Raw genomic sequence first — 20401 nt, forward strand, 5'->3', positions numbered from 1 at the left:
GTCTGCTCCCAGAGGGCGTTGCTTCGAGGGCTGGGGTTGCTATTGAAGCCTCGACCTATTGCGATGACACGGAGTTTCACCAATCCCGTTGCCGGACTTTGCAGTGATATAGTGGCCTTTCTTTTCCGGGGGCATGATGCAGTCACACACTCTTTATCCGATTGGTACACCCGCTCAACCCTGGTCGGCAGCCGAGCGGGCGCAGTGGTTGAGCCGTCAGCAGATTCGGCGCAGTTACGCGGATGAGGTTGTTTCGCGTTTGCAAGCGAGCATGCCCGCAGCCGGGGTGCTGGTGCAATATGGCGAGCTGGATTATCCAAGTCTGGGCTTGCCGCGCTATCCATTATTTGCGGTGCGCAGCCGCGTGTGGCAGCCCCAGCGCCCAACTGCGTTGATTACCGGTGGCGTTCATGGGTACGAAACCAGCGGTGTCCATGGCGCTTTACAATTTATTGCCGAGGCTTTTGAGGTCTGCAGCGAGCGGCTTAATCTGCTAGTGCTGCCGTGCATCAGCCCGTGGGCTTATGAAACCATTAATCGCTGGAATCCGCTGACGCTCGATCCAAACCGGCATTTCTATTCCGCCAGCCCGGCGCAGGAGGCGGCTGCGGCAATGGCTTGTGTGGCCGAGTATGCACCACACGTTGATCTGCATATTGATCTGCACGAGACCACCAATACCGACAATAGCGAGTTTGGCCCGGCCAAGGCCGCACGGGACGGTGTGGCGTTTGACTGGCATGAGATTCCGGACGGGTTTTATCTGGTGGGCGACACCGAGCGCGCCGAGCCGCAATTTCAGCACGCGCTGATTCAGGCCGTTGCGCAGGTCACTCATATTGCGCAGCCTGACAAGCACGGCTGCCTGATTGGTGAGCCGCTGCAGCAGCATGGTGTGATCAACAATCCCAAGCGTCAGTTGGGGCTGTGTGGCGGGATGAGCGCTGCCCGCTATGTCACAACTACCGAGGTTTATCCCGACAGCCCGCAAGCCACGGCGGAGCAATGCAATCGCGCCCAGCTGGCCACTATTGTGGCGGCGATTGATTATCTACTGCGTGAGAGAGCGTGAAGGATGAGCGCACAACGCCGTACCGGCCTCTTGCTGATCGTGATTTCTGCCATCGCCTTTGGCTGGATGCCGATTTTTGGCGTCTGGGCTTTGGGCGCAGATGGGGCTGGCGGGGTCAATACCCAAGGCTTGCTGCTGATCCGCTTTAGCGTGGCGGCGCTGGTGATGGCGGTGGTGATGCTGCTGCGTCGTGCGCAGTGGCCGCGCGGGCGGGTGTTGCTCGGTTTGATGGCAATGGGCGGTTTGGGTTATGTCGGGCAAGCCTTTTGTTATTTTTCAGCGCTGCAATATGGCTCGGCCGCACTGGCGGCCTTGCTGCTGTATGTGTATCCGGTTCTGGTAACGCTGGTGTGTGCATGGTGGCTGAAAGAAAAACTCTCACGCCGCACGATGGTTGCGCTGGTGCTGGCCTCGGTCAGCCTGCTGCTGACGATTGGCCCGGCAGGCGGGCAGGCGCTGGGTGTGATGTTTGGTTTGCTCGCGGCGCTGATTTATTCGGGCTACATTCTGCTCGGCAGCCGCCTGACCCCCATCGCCGGGGCTTTGCCAGCAGCGACGGTGGTGATGATCTCGGCGGCGGGGAGTTTGTGGCTGACGACGCTCTGGCATAGCCCAAGCTGGCCGGTTAGCGCCAACAGCTGGCTGGCCTGTCTGGCCATTGCGCTGGTTTCTACCGTGGTGGCGATTTTTGCCTTTTTAGCCGGGCTCGATTATCTATCCGCCAGCGAAGCCTCAACGCTGTCTACGCTGGAGCCGGTGGTCAGCGTGCTGCTGGCCGCGCTGATTCTGGGCGAGCACCTGTCATTCTGGCAATGGATAGGTGGGGGTGGTATCTTGCTGTGTGCCATTCTGATTGCGACGAACAAGGTAATACCCTCTGAGTAATCGGCCTAGCTTGGCCTCAGTGTTGCCCCGCGGCGGGCGAGGTTTGGAATTGGCGAAACTCACCGGGCGTCATGCCGGTCCACTGCTTAAATAGCCGGGAAAAATGCGCCTGATCGGCAAAGCCGCACACAAAACCAATTTCGGCGGTACTGATTGTCGTCGATGCGAGCAGCAGCTCACTGGCGGCCTGAACGCGAACGCTTTGCACTAGCGAGGAAAAATCAGCGCCGCTGTGCTGCAGCTGACGCTGCAAGGAACGCGGCGACAGCGCCTGCGCTTGAGCCACCTGGCCCAGCGTCAGATCGAGTAGCCCCAGTTGGCGCATGCTCGCCTTGGTGCGTTCGATCACCGACTCCGACTGAGCAGGCCTTGCATCTGCTGCTTCGGGCTGGTTGCAGCCCGTCGTCCAGTGCAGATACCAGTTGGTCCGCACCACCAGGGCGTCGGTATTGACCGTCTGCGCGGGATAAATATACACCGCCTGATCAGCTTGCCCGCTGGCGCTCAGCCGAATCTCGCGCAGGCCCAGCTGGTGCAGTAGCGCGCACAGCACGCCGAGAATCAGCAAATCTTCTTCTAGGCTCGGCGGCGGGCCGCTGCGGGCGTGGTGGCTAATGCAGGCTTGCTGATGCGTGATCTCGCAACGGGTGTAATGCCGACTGTGGACGTATTTTTCGAGGCGTTGCCATTTGCCCAGCAAGGTGTCGGGCGTACTGCCCTGTAATAGAGCCTTGCCGATTGGCGAGTCGACCAGCTGCTTCACGCCTGCGCCCACGCGCAGCAGGGCAGGCAAACCGTAATCACGGTGGATTTGCTGCAGTAAGGCCTGCTTGCTCGCGAGGGGAATCCGCTCATGGGTGCCACGGCCCAGCGGAATTGAGGCTTGCAGTGTCAACAGATCAAGCCCCGCGCTAATAATCTGCAACATGGTGCGGCTGGCAAAATCAGCCTGCATGGTGGCTGGGGTATTCATTGTTTGATCCGCGTATCAAGGTTGGCAATCCATCGTGCCAGCTTTTTTCCTACGAATGGCAGACGAAGCAGGCGGGCAGGGGCTTTGATGATCAGCGTGGTGAGCGCAGTAAACCAGATCAGTTTGCCGATCAACACCGCGAGCACGATGGCCGCCTCGTGCAGCCCTGACATCACCCCCAGCACAATCAAGCTACGAGGTGGCGCTGGCCAGACCGAGAGTACGGCCAGCGCCAGTATGCCATGTGTTTGTAGCAGCTGTTGCCCAGTGAGCCAGAGCGGGGTGGCGGGCAGGCTAAGTGGCAGTTGCGCAAGTATGGCGAGCACACCGCTGCTGAGCGCAATCAGGAGTATCGCACCGATTGCTGCAGCGATGGCGAAGGCCAGCACAATCGCGGCTTGCCGCCTAGCCTGCAAGAGACTGAGCACAATCACCGAGCTTTGGCCTGGCAAGGCCGGAAAAAAGTAGTCGCCAACCGAAAGCGCGGCCAGTGCCGGAATCGCCGCCGGATGCCGTCCATGCTGCTCTAGCCAGGCCAGTAGTCGTGATCCACGTAGGTGCGGTTTGCGCATGTCCAGTATCCGTAGTCCTTAGTGCCTGATCATCAGATTTTCCGCGCCGTTGGGCCACAGCGCCCGCAAGCGCATCAGCCAGCGGACTTTGCCGACGTGAATTTCGGCCAGGCCACGCTCTACGCCGCGAATGATTTCTGCGGCTGCCTGCTCCGGGCTGATTTTGCCCCGCCCCCGGCCTTGTGTCATGGCCGTATCAACCAGCGGCAGAATGGCTTCGCACACTTTGATCGGGCTGCCGGTTAGCGCGATCTGTCCATTCAGTGATTTGCAAAAAACGTGCAGCGCCGCCTTGTTGGCGCAGTACACTGCCGCGCTCTGTTTGGGGGCGATTGCCAGCCCTGAGGTGATAAAAATCCAGCGCCCGCGCGCGCTATGCACATTGTCAAATAGCGCCTGGGTCAGCAAAACCGGTGCAGTAAAGTTGATCTGGGTTTCGTCTTCAATACTGAGCGCTTCACCCCCGGGCGAGAACCAGTTGCGTGCCTGCTGGACACCGGCATTGTGCACCACCCGATCCAGCGCTCGCCGACCAATATGCTGGCACAAGGCCGCCAGATCGGCCTGCTCGCGCAAATCGCAAACCTGCCAGTCGACTTGGGGCAGCGCCGCGCGCGCCTGATCGACGCTGTGCGGCGTGCTGCCCGTTGCGATGACCGCAAAGCCCCGTGCCAGATATTGCTCGACCAAAGCACGCCCTATGCCTCGCGTGCCGCCTGTGATGAGAATGGTTTTCGCCACTTTGCCACCCTTGGATATTTAAATCGGATCAGGGCAGCATACGCAGCAGTCAACGAAAAAGATTGAATAAACGCGCCAATATGCACGCTGGGCTGATGCGGCTATTGATTGATCGCATGACTGGTATCGGGCGATGGCTTGACGGCAAAGCGGATGTGCTCAATTGACGTGATCAAGCAGTCGAGTTTGTGGCTTTTTGATGGGTATATGGCTGTAGTACTTTTAGCTATTGATCTACAGCAATATACCCAATGCTTATGTGAGTCCCGTATCCGCCCTTGGGCGGCAGTATGGTCATGGCTGCTGCTTATTGGACGGGCATGGTGTGCATAGGCAGATCGGCTTCGATACTGGCGACAGCCGGGTCCTGAGCGATTTGGGCTAGATAGGGTTGCAGGCTGTCATTGCTGAGCGCAGGTTTAAGCGTGGCAACATAAAACTGGCTGCCCATATCGCGCTCGTACTCCATGCCCAGCTGGTAGTGCTCGGCGAGCCGGGCAATCTGGCTGGCCGGATCGGTGGGCGATTTTAATTGCACAATCACGCGTTCGATCAAGGCAGCTTTTGGTGAGCTGGGGAGCGTGTTGCTGTTACCCGCAGTGACGCAGGCGCTGATGGCGCAGCAACTGAGCAGCAGGGCGATTTTTTTCAACAAGTCGGTGCAGTTTTTCAGCATGGTCGGTCTCCGGCAAAACAGTCTGGCCCCCGCCGGAGCGGGGGCTTGGGCTTTAAATGCTAATTAAATACTCAGATTGATGGCAAACCCCACTCGCGCAGCGAGGCTCCCCTCAAGGAGGGGACGGGAGGGGTGGAAATAAAACGTAAAGGCTGCAGATTCAAGGCCTTATTTCTTAGGCTCGGCTTTGCCGAGACTTAAAAATCGTGATTTTCCACTTTGTCAGCAGCCTGTAGTTAAATACGCCGCATTACTTGCGTTTGACTGCCGCATTAGCCTGCGGTGCCCAAGGGCCCCACTGGGCTGCGCCCGGCTGCTCGCCGCGCGTCCACCATTTGGCAGCAAAGGTCTGGCCGTTGAAGCTGACGCATTGGCCTGCCGTATAGATCGTGCTGGCCGACCAGGCCGGGCAAGACGGGCTGGCGCTGGGGGCTGCCGTCGGTGCCAGTGTTGGCGCCAGCGTCGGTGCTGGTGTAATCACTGGCGTGGCCGTTGGCTTGGGCGTGATCACCGGGCTGCTGGTTGGTGCCGGTGTTGCATTCCCGCCGGTGCACGCGCCGATGTCCTGCCACAGGGTTGGCGTTGATTTCGGATTCCAGTTGGCACCGATATGCGCTGTGTGTGTGCTGGTAGCGCGGTAGTTGCGGCCTGCGTAGGTTACCAGATCACCGGCAGCAAAGGTTTTGCCTTCAAGCCAGGCGGCATGGCAGCCGGTGACTGGCGCTGGTGTCGGGGTAATGACCGGGGCTGGCGTTGGTGTTACCACGGGTGGCGTCGGGGTTGGGGTGATCACGGGTGTGGGCGTTGGATTGGGCTCGGTGTTGTCGCCCGCCGACTGCTTAGCCAGACGTACAGCCGCTGCTGCATTCAGAATCCCCGAGCCGCAGTTGCTGGTGCTGCAGCCGCCAGAGGTCGGGAACGCCGTGGCCGATTGGCGCAGCAGGCTGACCACGTCGTTATATTTCAGTTTCGGGTTGGCACTGAGCATCAGCGCGACTGCGGCAGCCACATGAGGCGTGGCCATTGAGGTGCCGTTCATGCCTTTGTAGCCTGCGCCATTGGCCGACAAATCCACGCGATCCGCGCTCAGATTCACGGTGGAGGTAATCCGCGTATTGCCATTGCCGCCCGGTGCGGCCAGCGTGACTTTACTACCAAAATTCGAGTAGCTGGCTTTTTCACCGGCTTTGCCCGTCGCGGCCACGGTAATCACATTGGCGCAATTGGCTGGGGAGACTTTGCTGGCGTCCTGGTTTTCATTACCTGCGGCCACGACCACAATCGCGCCGGCATTGCTCGCGTCGTTGATGGCCGACTGGTAGAAGCTCGGGCAAGTGCTGGAGCCGCCGCCCAGACTCATATTGATGACTTTGGCCGGGTTCGGGTTGGGAATGCTGGGGTGAACACCGGCAGCCCAACGGATGGCATCGGCAATATCAACGGCAGAGCCGCCGCCTTTACCCAGTGCGCGCACAGGCAGAATGCGGGCATTGTAAGCGCCACCAATCACGCCAACGCCGTTATAGCCCAGCGCGGCAATCGTGCCGGCCACGTGCGAGCCGTGGAAAGAGCTGCTGCCGGTACGCTGGCAAATCTGGTTGCTCACATCGCTGCTGGTACACCAGTCGCCCTGATCCAGGCCGCTTGGAATCGGCTTGATCGTGCGCGAGCCAGTGGTCCAGTCGCACGTTGCGGCGCGGTAGCAATCGCTGATAAAGGTGTAGCCAGCGGAAACATAATTGCCGCTGTATGGGCTGAGCTGGCCCAGATCGGCGTGCGGTACCGAGCCGGTATCGACTACGCCGACCACGATGCCCTCGCCAGTGGCAAATTCCCAAGCGCCGATAAAATCAGCGCCGTAGCTGCTGCCCGGCACCACTTGCTGCATGCCCCAGAGCGAATTCCACAGGCTGTCTGTCGGTTGGGTGACGCCCATCGGGTACATCCAGACGTCGGCTTCAACCGCTTCAAACTGGCCTGATGCCTGCAGCTTTTGCAGATAAGCGTTCAGCTCGGCGCCAGACAGGCCTTTGGGTAGCTGTAGAACGTGTGATTCGCCGTCGGCCATGGTAAAGCTGTGCTGCGCTTTGCCCTGGGCGGCTTCTTTGAGCGTTTGTCCCAGATCTTCGGCGTTCATGCTGCGCATCATCGGCGATGCTTTGAGCTTGACGACAATCCGGTCTACCGTGTTGGCGTGTGCGCCGATGGCCATGGACGCAAGGGCGCCAGCCACCAGCAATGAGCTGCGTGTGAATTTCATTTCAGGATCTCCATCCATTTTTGGTAAGGTAAATTCCCCATTGCACCGTTTGCGCCGGTTTTATAAGTATCGCGTGATGGGGAGAGCGCAGCTTATTGCATTTGTCATATTGCCAAGACTTGAGGATTTCCCTAATGCAGACCAGTGTTGTGGGCTGGCTAACACGGCTAGCAATGCTCAAGGGGTATCAGCTTGAAATGGTTGCTGGATAAGTGCTGCAGCGTCATACCTTGATGGTGTAAGTCAAGGTGCAAGATAGCTTAATACCACTTTGTCGCAAAAAGTGTCATCAGGCGGTCATCTGCCCTTGGCGCTGCGTTGGCCGTGACTAAAACTGGCAGGCAAAGAAAAACCCCTTGCCGGGAGATTGGCAAGGGGTATGTTGATACAGCTATTAATCAATAATGTTTTGGTGTTGATACTACTAGGTGGTATTTATTGCATCGCCAGCAATCTGGGCATTCCGGCGTCCGGTTGGGCTGCTTTGCTTAAAATGGCTTGAATACCACTGGGTGTGGCGTGGCTGAGTTTGAAGACGCTCACCGCCGCCGACAGTGCTTTGGCCTGCTCTTGCAGCGATTCGGCTGCGGCGGCGGCTTCTTCCACTAGCGCGGCGTTTTGCTGCGTCACTTCGTCCATATGCGTCACCGCCTGATTCACCTGCGCAATGCCCGCGCTTTGCTCGATGGACGCGTTGGCGATTTCACCGATCAGGATGCGCACGCGTTCGATACTCGATTCCACTTGCGCCATTGTTGTACCTGCTTGGTTGGCTTGCTGGCTGCCGTGGTCAACCTGCGCCACCGAATCGCTGATCAAGACCTTGATTTCCTTGGCGGCCACGGCCGAGCGCTGCGCCAGATTGCGCACTTCAGAGGCCACCACGGCAAAGCCGCGGCCTTGCTCGCCAGCGCGCGCGGCTTCCACCGCTGCGTTCAGCGCCAGAATATTGGTCTGGAAGGCAATGCTGTCGATCACGCTGATGATGTCAACAATCTTGCGCGACGATTCCTGAATCGAGCCCATGGTCTGCACGACCTGCCGCACCATCACGCCGCCATCCTGCGTCACTTGGGCTGACGCATGCGCCAGCTGATTGGCTTCTTTGGCGTTATCGGCGTTCTGGCGCACGGTACCGGTTAACTCCTCGGTGCTGGCGGCGGTTTCTTCCAGATTGGCGGCCTGTGATTCGGTGCGGCGCGACAAATCGGCATTCCCCTGCGCGATTTCGCCAACGGCTTGCTGGATCGTAATGCCGGCCTGCTGAATCTCGCCCACCAGATGCTGCAGATTATCTACCGTGGTATTGACCGCATCGCTGGTTTCGCCAAACAGCCCCGGATAATGCTGGGTGATTTTCTGCGTCAGATCGCCATCGGCCAGCGCCTGGGCAACGCGCATCACGTCGCGCAGGCCGGTATCTGTGATGCGGGACAATTCATTGAGCCGCTCGGCCAGACTGAGCGAAAAGCCTTTTTTGTCGCCGGTATTGAGCCGCGTACTGAAGTCGCCATGCTCGGCGGCTGCGCTGACCATGGCGTTGACTTCATTAATAATCGTATTGAGTGTGCCCACGGTGGCATTGACACCGGTTTTGGTGCGGCCAAATAGGCCTGGGTAGTCCTTGCTAATGCTCTGGCTTAAATCACCCTGCGCCAACGCTTCGGACACGCGCAGCACGTCGTTAAAACCCACATCGCAGGTGATAATTAGCTGGTTGAGATTTTCCAGCATCGCTTTGAACATGAATTGATACTGGCTGGCGTCGCAACGCGGACTAAAGTCGCCGTTGGCACCGGCCTCGGCCAGCCGCTGGATGTCGCTGCTGATCGCCAGCAAGGCGCGTTTGACTTCGGCAATTGACTGCGTGATTTTGGCTTTTTCACCGGGCAGGGCGGGCATATCCGGCGTGAAATTGCCCTGGGAATACTGGCCGATGACGTCAATCGTGGTCTCGATAACACGGATATGATCATCCACCAGCGTGTTCACCTGAGCGGCCATCTCGCCAAAAGTGCCGGGGTACTGGCGAGCATCCAGCCGCGCGCTCATCATCCCGGCGGCATGCTGGCTCGCCATACTTTGCTGGGCGCGGACAAAATCCTGAATGGCGCTTTGCATCTGCTGCATGGCCAGCATGAGCTGGCCAGTTTCATCACGGCTGTGAATCTCGATCTGATTATCCAGCCGCCCCTGTGCGATATTCTGCGCAATCGTTACCGCGCGTGACAAGGGGTTGGAGATGGCGCGAATCAGTAGCACACCGGATAGCGCTGCCAGCGCCAGCCCCAGCAGGATCAGACCAATCGACAGCGTGCGCACCGATTCAAAGGTGGCTTGCGAGTTGTTAAATTCGGTTTTGGCCACTGTTAGCTGCAGATCGATCAGCTCGCTGACTTTTTCACTGATCGGATCAATGCTGGCATACAGCGGGCCGTCGAAGGCGATCAGCTCGCCCTGAATATTGCCTTGGCGGCCTTTTAAGTAGCTTTCCAGCTTGGCAATTTCGGCATCGGCGTGTTGAAACAGCGTCAGCGCCTGATTGGAGAGCTGCTGCTCTTCGGCGGTGAGCGTGGTGGATTGGTATTTATCCCATTCGCTGTGGATCAGGGTATTGGCGCTGGAGACTTGCTTGAGCGTGGTTTCGGCGTCAACCAGCCCGGCGTTGGCTTTGTTGACGGCATCAATCACGCTGACGGCGTAGGCGTCGGCGATGATTTTAAGCTGCTGCAGCGGAATAACCCGGTCTTCGTAGACAGTTTTGATCGAATTATTCGTTTTGTTCAGGCTGTAAATGCCCAGAGCGCCAATGCCGATCAGCAACAAAGCCAGAAAGGCGATGGTGTAGATCAAGCGCGATTTGATTGAGAGCTGCATCGGTATCACCTTTGTTGATTTATTTTTGTAACTTACACGTTTGAATACGGTAAGCATTCTCTGTGATAGCTGTATGTATTTGGAATAGCAAAGGCCTTATCCGGTGTTTGCGCTAATACCACTGACGGGCGGCGGGCTTGACACTACTTCTTTGGAGGCATGCCTGCAGACGAGCGACACGGTATAGTTTGGGGTATATAAAATGCGATCAAACCGGGGGTGGAGCAGATGTTCAGAGTGCTGATTTTGAGTGTGGCCTTGTGTCTGGGCATGCCAGCTACGGCAGCAACGGTGAAGGTGGCGGCGGCTTCGAATTTTGTTGCACCACTCAATGCACTGGCGGCCGATTTTGCCAAGCGCAGCGGTCATCAGTTGCAGATCAGCAGCGGAGCGACTGGCAAGCTGTTTGCACAAATCAGCCATGGCGCGCCATTTGAAGTTTTTCTGGCTGCCGACGATGAAGCGCCGGGCAAGTTGGCGGCGGAGGGTTTGGCCAGAAAAGATACCCTGTTTACGTATGCGACTGGACGTCTTGTTTTATGGTCTTCTACGGGCAATACCCCGAATGAAAACACTCTGAAAACGAGCGATTTAAATAAACTGGCGCTCGCCAACCCCAAAGTTGCGCCCTATGGCCGCGCGGCGGTGGAATATCTGCAGGCGCAAGGCCTGTATAACGGGCTGAAGAGCAAGCTGGTCTATGGCGAAAATATCGCGCAGGCACTGCAATTTGTTGCTACTGGCAATGCCGAGTATGGCCTGATCGCCGCCTCGCTGGTGATGCTCGATGGTCAGTTCACGTTGGGGCAGGGCTGGCTGGTGCCTGCGCAGTATCATCAGCCGATTCGGCAAGATGCGGTGTTGCTTAATCTGGGGCAGGGCAACGCCGCCGCGACGGCCTTTTTGCACTATCTGAAATCCGCGCCCGCCCAGCAGATTATCCGCCGCTATGGGTACCAGTAATCATGCTTAATGCAGACGACTTGGCCGCCATTTACCTGACCATCAAGCTAGCCGCCACCACCACCGTGATCTTGCTACTGCTGGCCACGCCGCTGGCCTGGTGGCTGGCGCGTAATCAGGGCTGGTGGGCCAAAGTGATCGGTGCCGTGGTCACATTGCCGCTGGTGCTGCCGCCCACGGTGATTGGCTTTTATTTACTGATTACGCTGGGGCCAAATGGTGGGCTAGGGCAATTCACGCAAGCGCTGGGGCTGGGCTTCTTGCCGTTTACTTTCTGGGGGCTGGTACTAGCGTCGATCATTTATTCGCTGCCGTTTGCCGTGCAACCCTTGCAGCAGGCCTTTGCTGTGATCGGTGCGCGGCCGCTGGAAGTGGCCGCTACTTTGCGCGCCTCGCCGCGCGATACGTTTTTTAGTGTGGTGTTGCCGCTGGCCAGACCCGGTATCATCACCGCCGCGGTGATGAGTTTTGCGCACACCGTCGGCGAATTTGGTGTCGTGCTGATGATAGGCGGCAATATCCCGCACGAAACGCGCGTGGTGTCGGTGCAGATTTATGATCATGTCGAAGCGCTGCAATATACGCAGGCGCACGCCTTGGCGCTGACGATGCTGGTGTTTAGTTTTATCGTCTTACTCGCACTGCATGTATTAAATAAGCCGGTGCGAACCATTTAATTCATTTGGAAAAAAGCAATGAGTACTGTTGAAATCGAAGTGGCCAATTTTTACCGCGAAGTCGCGCAAAGCCAAACGATCTGGAGCATTAAAGACGACGTCGGTTTCCCTGCTCCCATCGGTGGCAAAGGCAAACGCGCGATGCCATTCTGGTCGAGCAAAGCGCGCGCCGCAGAAGAAATCTCCAACGTGCCATCGTTCAAAGGTTTTGAGCCGGTGGCGATTGCATGGGATGTTTTCGCGCAGCAAATGCTGCCCGGCATGGAGCGCGATGGCCTGCTCGCCGGCGTGAATTGGTCGTCGATTGCTGCGGTGTCGGTGGATGTGACGCCTTCGGAATTGCAAGCTTTGGTTGAAAGTGCACGAATTAAATCACATTAGTTTCCAGAAGTAATTCCTGACCAAAAGAGGTATTAATGCTTGAAGCCTTGATCGTTAATTTTACAAACTCTAGTGATGGTGGATTTAATTATTCTGATGGGATCGCCATTGCGGCTGTACTAGTTTCAATGGCGGCTTTTTTTTATTCAATTTGGGCAGCAAAAACTGCAAATGCGATTGCTCTTCTTGATGTTCGGGCGAAGATCGCTATGGAGCTTGATGATTTTGTGATGCTACTAGAAATTGGGCGTGTCACAAAGGAAGATGGAGTGATGATTTGCCCATTTAATGTTTCTGCAATAAATGATGATACTATTAAAATTACTACTTGTTGGGCTATGGTTCGAGACTTTCGCAAGAGGAGCTTCAAGTCTAAGTATATATTTGATGTTGAGGTTGCTAAAAGAGTAGAAGGCTACCATGGTTTAATTCATATATATTTAGTTGAACTGGAGTGCGCTAACAGGGATTTTAAAATTTATAAAGTCATTAGTAAATCAATAGTTGAGAAGTTAGATGATTTATATTATGACTTAATACGTGAAGGGAAGGCGATTCGAGACTTGATTGATAAAGAAGCTCGAGTTGTAATTAAGTCGCCTTTTGATACCGATTTTAATCCTTAGTTATAGATGGCGATGAATTTATTGCATCTACAACTATCAGCTCAGCTGGGCGACTTTTCGCTCGATGTTGACTTAACGCTGCCTGCTACTGGCGTATCGGTACTGTTTGGCCCTTCAGGTTGCGGCAAAACGACCGTATTGCGCGCGATTGCGGGGCTGGCGCCGCAGGTGCGTGGCGTGGTCAATATTGCCGGTGCGCTGTGGCAGGACGAGGCGAGCTTTGTGCCGCCGCATTTGCGCGGCGTCGGGATGGTGTTTCAGCAGCCGAGTTTGTTTGCACATTTATCAGTTGCGCAGAATCTGCAATTTGGGCTTAAGCGCACGCCAGAGTCGCAGCGGCGGGTGAGCTATCAGCTGGCGCTGGACTTGCTGGGTATTGCAGCGCTGTTGCCGCGTAAACCGGCGCAGTTATCCGGCGGCGAGCAGCAAAGGGTGGCGATTGCGCGTGCGTTGCTGGCGTCCCCGACGCTGTTGCTGCTTGATGAGCCGCTGGCAGCGCTCGATGCGCCGCGCAAGGCCGAGTTGCTGCCCTATCTGGCTCAGCTTAATCGTGAACTCAATATCCCGATGGTGTACGTGACCCATGCGATGGATGAAGTCAGCCAGCTGGCCGATTATCTGGTGCTGATGAGTGCCGGGCGGCTACTTGCACAGGGCGAGCTGGCCAGCACGCTGGCGCGGCCGGATTTGCCTGCGCAGTTTGCCGAGGAGCGCTCGACGATTCTGGACACCCGCGTGGTTGAGCTTAATGCCGAGTTTCATCTGACCCGTTTGGTCTTTGGGCTTGATGGAGAGCAGGGGGCGCTTTGGGTGCCGAACAAACAGCATCAGCTGGGCCAAGCCCAGCGGCTGCGGATTATGGCGCGCGATATTAGTATCGCGACTTCGGACGAAGCGCACAGCAGTATCGTGAATCGCTTGCCAGCGCGGATCACGGCGCTATTGCCGACTACGCATCCGGCGCATGTTCTGGTGCAAATGTCGGTGCATGGTGTGAGCTTGACGGCGCAAATCACCGCCTTGTCGCAAGCGCGGCTGCAACTGGTGGTGGGGCAGGCGGTATGGGCGCAGGTGAAGGCGGTCGCTTTGTTGTAATCTTTGGGTATATGTTTGTACGGTATAGTGGGCATGCCCTGCAAAGATATACATGAGATATGTATGTGTTGGCGTAAGCTTTGGCTTGTCGCACAACGGTGCATGCGCGCTATGCCCGGCTTTGCAAATGACATTGGGCTACGGATAATCAAGAACTTATTAGATATTGCTAATCGAGAATGGCGTGAAATTGATTCCCAAACGTTTGCACCTACTGCTGCTGGTGGCAACCTTGCTGGTGCTGGGTTTTCTCACGACCAGCCTGGCTAGCTACTGGGTTTCGCGTGACGAGATTCATCACGGCATTGTGAGCAACGCGCTACCGCTGACCGGCGACAATATCTATTCCGAAATCCAGAAAGACATGCTGCGTCCGGTGTTTATTTCGGCGCAGATGGCGCACGACACCTTTGTTCGCGACTGGATTCTGGATGGCGAGCGCGACGTAAACCAGATTGTGCGCTACCTCAAGGAAGTGAAAACCAAAAACGGCACGCTGACCAGCTTTCTGGTCTCCGAGCGCAGCCGGCATTACTACCATGCCGGGGGAGTGCTCAAAGACGTGAGCGAGCAGGAGCCGCGCGACGCCTGGTATTTCCGCGTACGGCAAATGAGCCAGCTATTTGAAACCAATGTCGACCCCGATCTGGCGCACCGCGACAAGATGACCATTTTCATCAACTACCGCGTGCTCGATTATCAGGGCCAATTTATTGGGGCGATTGGCGTGGGCATTACGCTCGATACCATGTCGCAACTCTTGCAAAGCTACGAGCGGCGTTTTGCGCGGCAGATTTATTTTGTGAATGCCAAGGGCGAGGTGGTACTCACCGGGCAGAGCAAGCAGCATCGCGGCTCGATTCGCACCCAGCCGGGGCTGAGCGAGATTGCCGGGCAGATTATTAATCGCAGCACCAAACCCACGCAGCTCAATTACCACCATCAGGGGCAGGATATTCAGGTTAATTCGCGCTATATCCCCGAGCTGGGCTGGTATCTGATTGTTGAGCAGAACGAAACCGAAATCCTGCGCCCTGTGCAGCGCGTTCTGCTGCTCAATTTGGTGATTTCGGCGCTGGTGACGCTGATGGTGATTGCGCTGGCGCTCTACAGCATCAATCGCAACCAGCGCAAGCTGGAAAAAGTGGCGACAATTGATGCGCTGACCCAGCTGTACAACCGGCAGGCGTTTGAAGTGGTGCTGGCGCAAAAGCTGAACGAGCTGGCGCGGCGGCCACGCGCGATTTCGGGGGTGTTTGTCGATATTGATCTGTTCAAGCAGGTGAATGACGAATTTGGCCACGCCGCAGGCGATCAAGTCTTGCAGGAATTTGCCCAGCTGCTGCGCAATGCTGCACCGCGCACTTCGGATATTCTGGCGCGCTGGGGCGGGGAAGAGTTTATTCTCATTCTGGATGATTGCGATCTGCTGCACGCCGTTGATCTGGCCGAGCGCCTGCGCCTGAGCGTGGCCAGCCACCATTTTGATCTGCCTACCGTTCGCCCAATCACCATTAGCGTGGGCGTGACGCAATGGCAAAATGGCGAGTCACTGGCCGACTTTTTCCAGCGGATTGATAGTTTGCTCTACTTTGCCAAAACCCATGGCCGTAACCAGGTGGTTGATCGTTTGCCTGCCGTGTAATTAATTGACGTGATAGAGCGGCAATAGTGCATAGGGGCAGATCGCCAATCGGTTTATGCTGGAGTCATTGTTTGGATTGATCAACCCGATTCCCGCCGAGCGGGAAGCTCAGCACCATGGAGAACAGTCGCAATGAAGAAAAGTACGATTAAAACCCTCCCTTTGACCGCGTGTACTCTGGCCATGACTGCGCTCGCCAGCATGGCGGCACACGCCCAGAGCGACCCGCTCAAGGCTTTTCCAGCTGCAGAACCTGGCTATCAGCGCATTGTGATCAAGCTGCCGCCAGTGAAAAATCCCGATTTGTATCGCGTGCAACTGATTCCGGGCAAAGTGATCGACGCCGATTGCAATACACGCGGTTTACGCGGCGAAATCGACGAAGAAACCGTCAAAGGCTGGGGATATAACTACTGGAAAGTCGAAAAAGTCGGCCCGGGCCCGACCACGATGATGGCCTGCCCGCCGGGCACCAGCAGCCGTAAATTTGTGCCGGTGTATTCCGACGACGACCTGATTCGCTACAACAGCAAATTGCCGGTGGTGGTGTACGTGCCGAATGATGTTGAGCTGCGCTACAAAATCTGGCGTGCCCCGGAGAAAGCCAAAGTGGGTTCGGTAGAATAAAAACAACGGGGCTTTCGCCCCGTTGTTAGGCTGTAAATAAAGTGAGAATCCGTGATTTTCAAGTCTCGGCAAAGCCGATCCTAAGCAATAAGGCCTTGATGTTTTATTCCCACCCCTCCCGTCCCCTCCTTGAGGGGAGCCTCGCTTCGCGAGTGGGGTTTATCATTTGATATAACAACGGGGCTTTCGCCCCGTTGTTATATCAATGCGTCTACTTGCGGTGATCGGCTTCAGACAATTGTGCTTTGCGTTCTACCCAGAAATCGGCGTCAGCAATGCCCAGTTTGACCGGATCGAAATCCGGCTCCAGCCCTTGTGCCTGTTGTGCTTCGTAATCATTCAGCGCTTTGAGCGCCGGTTTTTGCAGCAACAGGATGGCGATGATATTAAGCCAGGCCATCAAGCCCACTCCGATATCGCCCAAGCCCCAGGCCAGATCCGAGCTGCGCACCGCGCCGTAAACCACGGTAGCCAGCAGCATGAATTTGAGCAGAAATAGCGCGGTGCCGCTGCCTCGACGGTTGCGCAGCAGATAAGCCACATTCGTCTCGGCGATGTAGTAGTAGGCAATAATGGTGGTAAAGGCAAAAAACAGCAGCGCTACGCCAACAAACATCGCGCCAAAGCCGGGGAAAATACTCTCCACTGCCGATTGCGTGTAGCCCGTACCGGCTTCCATATTGGGCAAACCGTTAAACAGGAAACTGCCAGCCTGATTCGGATCGGCGACGTTGTATTTGCCGGTAATCAGGATCATAAACGCTGTGGCCGAGCAGACAAACAGTGTATCCACATACACGGCAAATGCCTGCACGATGCCCTGTTTGGCTGGGTGGCTCACCTCAGCCGCCGCCGCTGCATGCGGGCCGGAGCCTTGGCCTGCTTCGTTGGAATACACGCCACGCTTCACGCCCCACATAATAGCCATGCCGATCATTGCACCAAATCCGGCATCAAAGCTCAGCGCCGAGCTGATGATCAGGCGCAGCACTTCGGGCAGCAGGCTGATATTGAGCGCGATTACCACGCAGGCCATCAGGATGTAGCCCAGCGCCATAAACGGCACGATGATTTCGGCAAAGCGTGCAATGCGTTTCACGCCGCCGAACACAATCAGACCCAGCGCAATCACCACGCCCAGCGCCGTGGTTTCAGGCGGAACGCCAAAAGCATTTTGCAAACCGCTGGCGATCCCGTTGGCCTGCATGCCCGGCAACAACAGGCCGCAACCCAGAATGGTGGCCAGCGCAAAGGCAATGGCGTACCAGCGCATTTTCAAGCCACGCTCGATGTAGTAAGCCGGGCCGCCACGGAATTGGCCATCGACGCGCTCTTTGTAGATCTGCCCTAAAGTGCACTCCACATACGATGTGCTGGCGCCCAGAAAGGCCATCATCCACATCCAGAACACCGCGCCCGGCCCGCCAAAGGCGATCGCCGTGGCTACACCGGCGATATTGCCTATCCCCACCCGGCCCGACAGCGTCATGGTCAGCGCCTGAAACGAGGAAACCCCTTCGCTTGATGCTTTGCCGTCAAACATCAGGCGAAACATTTCGCGCAGATGCCGTACCTGCATAAAGCGGGTGCGAATTGAAAAATACACGCCCACGCCCAGACACAGATAAATCAGTGCCGAGCTCCAGACATACGAGTTAATCAGATTGACCAAATCCTGCATTGCCCTCTCCCAGTATGCTTTTGCTATTTGATCAGCTGATTGTCGGCGTCACGCCATAGCCCAGCTATTAGGAAAAACCGACATGGGGGATTGCCGTAGAGGCGGGGAGGGGCTTACTCGAGGTTGTATATATGAACATTGATGGATTGTTAAGTAGGTCTGCCAAGCTTAGTTGGAATGATGAGAATCTAAGTCTTTGATTTACATAGAGTCATGGTCAACAGTATTCAAGCTATCTGTGGCGTGCGTACTTATACGTTATACGTACAATCAAGATTGCAAATGCGTGTATTAAATTAACAAGCCCTCATACTGAGGGCTTGTTGGCTAATTGACTAATTCTTCAATTACATCCTGCTGTTGCTTGAGTAATCTCGGTCCATGGTTTACCTGAGCCGGAAGGGCCATTGTTAGAGTTTGGATTTTGGCCTTGTGTCCATTGTTTTGCTAAGTAGTATTTAATGCTTTGGCCTTGCGTATGTTTGACAATATTGCCTGCGGTGTAAACGAGAGATGTGCTCCAAGTCGCGCAGAGTACCCCAGCAGGTGTAGCTGTTGGTGCGATAGTGGGTGCAGCTGTAGGCGCCGCTGTTGGTGCATTCGTAGGTGCATTTGTGGGGGCTGATGTTGTATTTGGGTCTGTTGTTGTGGCAGGTGTGACTGCTGGTGTTACAGCCGGAATGACGCCGCTATTGGCAAAGATGTCCCGCGAACAATAAGGCGCTTCACCGACTTTCTTCCAGTAGTCTGGATGATTGGTATCGCCGTCTGCATCATTATTTTTGGGCTGGTTAAAGCCGGGCTTAGGGCAGCCTTCTGCTTTATAACAAATGAAATAGCGATTTTCTGCCTGATTGCCTTGTCTGACAATATCGCCCTCTTCCCAGCCATGCGAGGCATTCCAAATTTTAAAAGTGAGGGATTTGCGATAATCAGTGAGTAGAATACGAGCCTCAACATATTGATCGGCCACCGGAGCAACCTCACCTTGCCCACCCCAGCTTGCGCCGTCCCAGCGCACTTTGGAAACAACTTCAGCGGCAGAGACACCTGTCGGACATTTGCCTGCGGTCACCGCTTGATCTGACCCATCGGCCTTTGCCTTGCAGGTTAACGCAATACTGCAAGTGCGGCTCATCTTATTATGTGAGCCATTGACGCTACCATTGCATAATGTATCGAGATCTATAAATCCCATCACCTTCATTTCTTCAGTGACTGTAGCGGTCGTATCTGTCAAGCTGCAATTGGCACGCTCGGACTCAGCTCGAATCCTTTCTAGGGCCTGATAGGCATAAGCCTGTGCCTCTACCCTCTGCTTGTTATAGGCCGATGATTTCAAGGTTTGCCCCTGCAAGCTGGTTAGTGCCAATACGCTGATGCCAATGACCACGAGTGCAATAAGGACTTCAATCAGGCCTATGCCTTTTTGTTTATGGCGCATTAGAAATCCCTCCAGCCTGATTTACCCGCATAGGATAGAACGATGAATTCGTCAAAAAGGCTTTTTGCCCCGGGATCGGCCCAGAAATGAAGCGAGCCATAAACATTCATATTGCCTTCGACTGCCATCATTCCTTTTATCCTGCAATCGCAGCTGAGATTGACGTCTCCGCCGACATAGACCATTCCCCATGAATGGTCAGTTACTTGTTGAAACCAGTTTGATGGGCCGCTGTTTAGATTTCCTGTAATAATGACAATCTTGCCTTCCGGATCGATTGGATTGCCATCGGGTTTATAAATTAAGTGGTCGCCTTTGGTCGTTGCATCGCCCTCAATCCAGATGTATTTATTTGGATCTAAGTCGCCGCTATCGATTCTTGCTTTGATTTCATTTTTGTCTTTGGTGCCAAAATACTGCTTGAAATAATTGCTATCCGATTTTTGCTCCCGGTCGGTTGCCGCTTTTTTGGTTGGGCTTTCTTGGCAATTGGGCTGATTGCCTGGCAAGGTGCAGTCATAGCCTGGTGGCATGCCTGTTTTGGGCTCCCAGTTGGTGTAATACATTGTGGTGCTATCAAATAAAGATCCTGCTGATGTGGAACAACCCGATGCGGTAGCGGGAGCATATTGGCCTGCAGTACAATTATTAATCGTATTACCGTAACCAATACCTGAGGCTCCATTCGGGGCTGAATGTACGGTCACTGATGTGCCAGATACCCGGTTTAAAGTGTCATTGATACTTAAATAATCGTTTACAACCCCGCCGACCTGTTCATAGCTAATGTATTGTGTCACCACGGCTTTCGCGTCGCTGCAATCAGCAGGTAAACAGCCGGTGCTGCTTAATTGCAATCTGGGCAGGCCAGTTACCGGATCGTTGGCAATGGTATTGGCTTTCAGTGAATATGCTAGATTGCTGAGCGCGTATTTTGCATCCAGTGTCACGGTGCCGGGTGTGGCGTTGAGCCCATTCAAAAGTGTTTTATTTTTATTTTTATCGATTAGCTGTGCGGTAAATCCGGCGACGCCGGCATTCGCTGCTTCAAGGGCTTTTGCGCGGAAAAAGAGTTGGTTGCTGGCCTTGCTGTCCTGAATGACCTGCCGACTTAGCGTCAAGCCGCCCAGTGTGATGACAATTAATAGCAAGGATGACACCAATAGCGTTGTTGCGCCGTGTTGACGATATAAGCTTGGGTTCATT

At 55.5% G+C, this 20401-nt stretch carries 18 protein-coding genes; 9 read left to right on the forward strand and 9 right to left on the reverse strand.

The features are described from left to right. The first annotated feature begins 133 nt into the window (after positions 1–133). Both ABHF33_RS09395 and ABHF33_RS09400 read left to right on the forward strand, forming a co-directional pair. On the forward strand, positions 134–1072 hold the full coding sequence (locus ABHF33_RS09395) for a succinylglutamate desuccinylase/aspartoacylase domain-containing protein (RefSeq protein WP_348943722.1): 939 nt from the start codon (positions 134–136) through the stop codon (positions 1070–1072). A gap of 3 nt (positions 1073–1075) precedes the next feature. Beyond that, positions 1076–1957 (forward strand): DMT family transporter, encoded by an 882-nt coding sequence (locus ABHF33_RS09400; RefSeq protein ID WP_348943723.1) that lies wholly within the window; start codon positions 1076–1078, stop codon positions 1955–1957. Positions 1958–1973: 16 nt separating this feature from the next. On the opposite strand, the gene ABHF33_RS09405 is transcribed toward ABHF33_RS09400, so the two are convergent. From ABHF33_RS09405 to ABHF33_RS09430, 6 genes are all read right to left on the reverse strand, one after another. Further along, positions 1974–2930 carry a helix-turn-helix transcriptional regulator gene (locus ABHF33_RS09405; protein WP_348943724.1) on the reverse strand — a complete coding sequence of 319 codons (957 nt, stop codon included), beginning with the start codon at positions 2928–2930 and terminating at the stop codon, positions 1974–1976. Next, positions 2927–3502 (reverse strand): hypothetical protein, encoded by a 576-nt coding sequence (locus tag ABHF33_RS09410; RefSeq protein WP_348943725.1) that lies wholly within the window; start codon positions 3500–3502, stop codon positions 2927–2929. Before ABHF33_RS09410 ends, ABHF33_RS09405 begins: the two co-directional genes overlap by 4 nt. An 18-nt stretch (positions 3503–3520) precedes the next feature. After that, positions 3521–4243: an SDR family NAD(P)-dependent oxidoreductase gene (locus ABHF33_RS09415; RefSeq protein ID WP_348943726.1), complete on the reverse strand. Its 723-nt coding sequence runs from the start codon at positions 4241–4243 to the stop codon at positions 3521–3523. Positions 4244–4550: 307 nt separating this feature from the next. Further along, complete coding sequence (locus ABHF33_RS09420) at positions 4551–4919, reverse strand: hypothetical protein (protein WP_348943727.1); 369 nt, start codon at positions 4917–4919, stop codon at positions 4551–4553. 250 nt (positions 4920–5169) lie between these two features. Continuing rightward, positions 5170–7179, reverse strand: a complete 2010-nt coding sequence (locus ABHF33_RS09425) for a S8 family serine peptidase (RefSeq protein ID WP_348943728.1) — start codon at positions 7177–7179, stop codon at positions 5170–5172. Positions 7180–7614: 435 nt separating this feature from the next. Further along, the gene (locus ABHF33_RS09430) at positions 7615–10056 is read right to left on the reverse strand and encodes a methyl-accepting chemotaxis protein (RefSeq protein WP_348943729.1); all 2442 of its coding nucleotides are present in this window, start codon (positions 10054–10056) and stop codon (positions 7615–7617) included. Positions 10057–10293: 237 nt separating this feature from the next. On the opposite strand from ABHF33_RS09430, the gene modA reads away from it, so the two are divergent. The 7 genes from modA to eco all read left to right on the forward strand — a co-directional run bounded on the left by modA (position 10294) and on the right by eco (position 16070). Continuing rightward, complete coding sequence (modA, locus tag ABHF33_RS09435) at positions 10294–11019, forward strand: molybdate ABC transporter substrate-binding protein (protein ID WP_348943730.1); 726 nt, start codon at positions 10294–10296, stop codon at positions 11017–11019. A gap of 2 nt (positions 11020–11021) precedes the next feature. After that, positions 11022–11696, forward strand: a complete 675-nt coding sequence (gene modB / locus ABHF33_RS09440) for a molybdate ABC transporter permease subunit (protein ID WP_348943731.1) — start codon at positions 11022–11024, stop codon at positions 11694–11696. Positions 11697–11714: 18 nt separating this feature from the next. Next, on the forward strand, positions 11715–12077 hold the full coding sequence (locus ABHF33_RS09445; protein ID WP_348943732.1) for a DUF2750 domain-containing protein: 363 nt from the start codon (positions 11715–11717) through the stop codon (positions 12075–12077). 35 nt (positions 12078–12112) lie between these two features. Then, entirely contained in the window at positions 12113–12703 is a 591-nt protein-coding gene (locus ABHF33_RS09450; protein ID WP_348943733.1) for a hypothetical protein, read from the forward strand. 12 nt (positions 12704–12715) lie between these two features. Continuing rightward, on the forward strand, positions 12716–13798 hold the full coding sequence (modC, locus tag ABHF33_RS09455; protein ID WP_348943734.1) for a molybdenum ABC transporter ATP-binding protein: 1083 nt from the start codon (positions 12716–12718) through the stop codon (positions 13796–13798). A gap of 184 nt (positions 13799–13982) precedes the next feature. Continuing rightward, positions 13983–15443, forward strand: coding sequence for a sensor domain-containing diguanylate cyclase (locus ABHF33_RS09460; RefSeq protein ID WP_348943735.1), 1461 nt, complete (start codon positions 13983–13985; stop codon positions 15441–15443). Between the two features lie 132 nt (positions 15444–15575). Further along, on the forward strand, positions 15576–16070 hold the full coding sequence (gene eco / locus ABHF33_RS09465; protein WP_348943736.1) for a serine protease inhibitor ecotin: 495 nt from the start codon (positions 15576–15578) through the stop codon (positions 16068–16070). A gap of 211 nt (positions 16071–16281) precedes the next feature. Here eco and ABHF33_RS09470 read toward each other — a convergent pair whose 3' ends face one another. The 3 genes from ABHF33_RS09470 to ABHF33_RS09480 all read right to left on the reverse strand — a co-directional run bounded on the left by ABHF33_RS09470 (position 16282) and on the right by ABHF33_RS09480 (position 20400). After that, the gene (locus tag ABHF33_RS09470) at positions 16282–17751 is read right to left on the reverse strand and encodes an alanine/glycine:cation symporter family protein (RefSeq protein WP_348943737.1); all 1470 of its coding nucleotides are present in this window, start codon (positions 17749–17751) and stop codon (positions 16282–16284) included. Positions 17752–18094: 343 nt separating this feature from the next. After that, a complete protein-coding gene (gene pilV, locus ABHF33_RS09475; RefSeq protein WP_348943738.1) occupies positions 18095–19195 on the reverse strand; it encodes a type IV pilus modification protein PilV in 1101 nt (366 codons plus the stop codon). Next, the gene (locus ABHF33_RS09480; protein ID WP_348943739.1) at positions 19195–20400 is read right to left on the reverse strand and encodes a hypothetical protein; all 1206 of its coding nucleotides are present in this window, start codon (positions 20398–20400) and stop codon (positions 19195–19197) included. The genes pilV and ABHF33_RS09480 overlap by 1 nt, the downstream gene beginning before the upstream one ends. Position 20401 lies beyond the last annotated feature (1 nt).

Source organism: Chitinibacter sp. FCG-7, from assembly GCF_040047665.1.
GTDB lineage: Bacteria > Pseudomonadota > Gammaproteobacteria > Burkholderiales > Chitinibacteraceae > Chitinibacter > Chitinibacter mangrovi.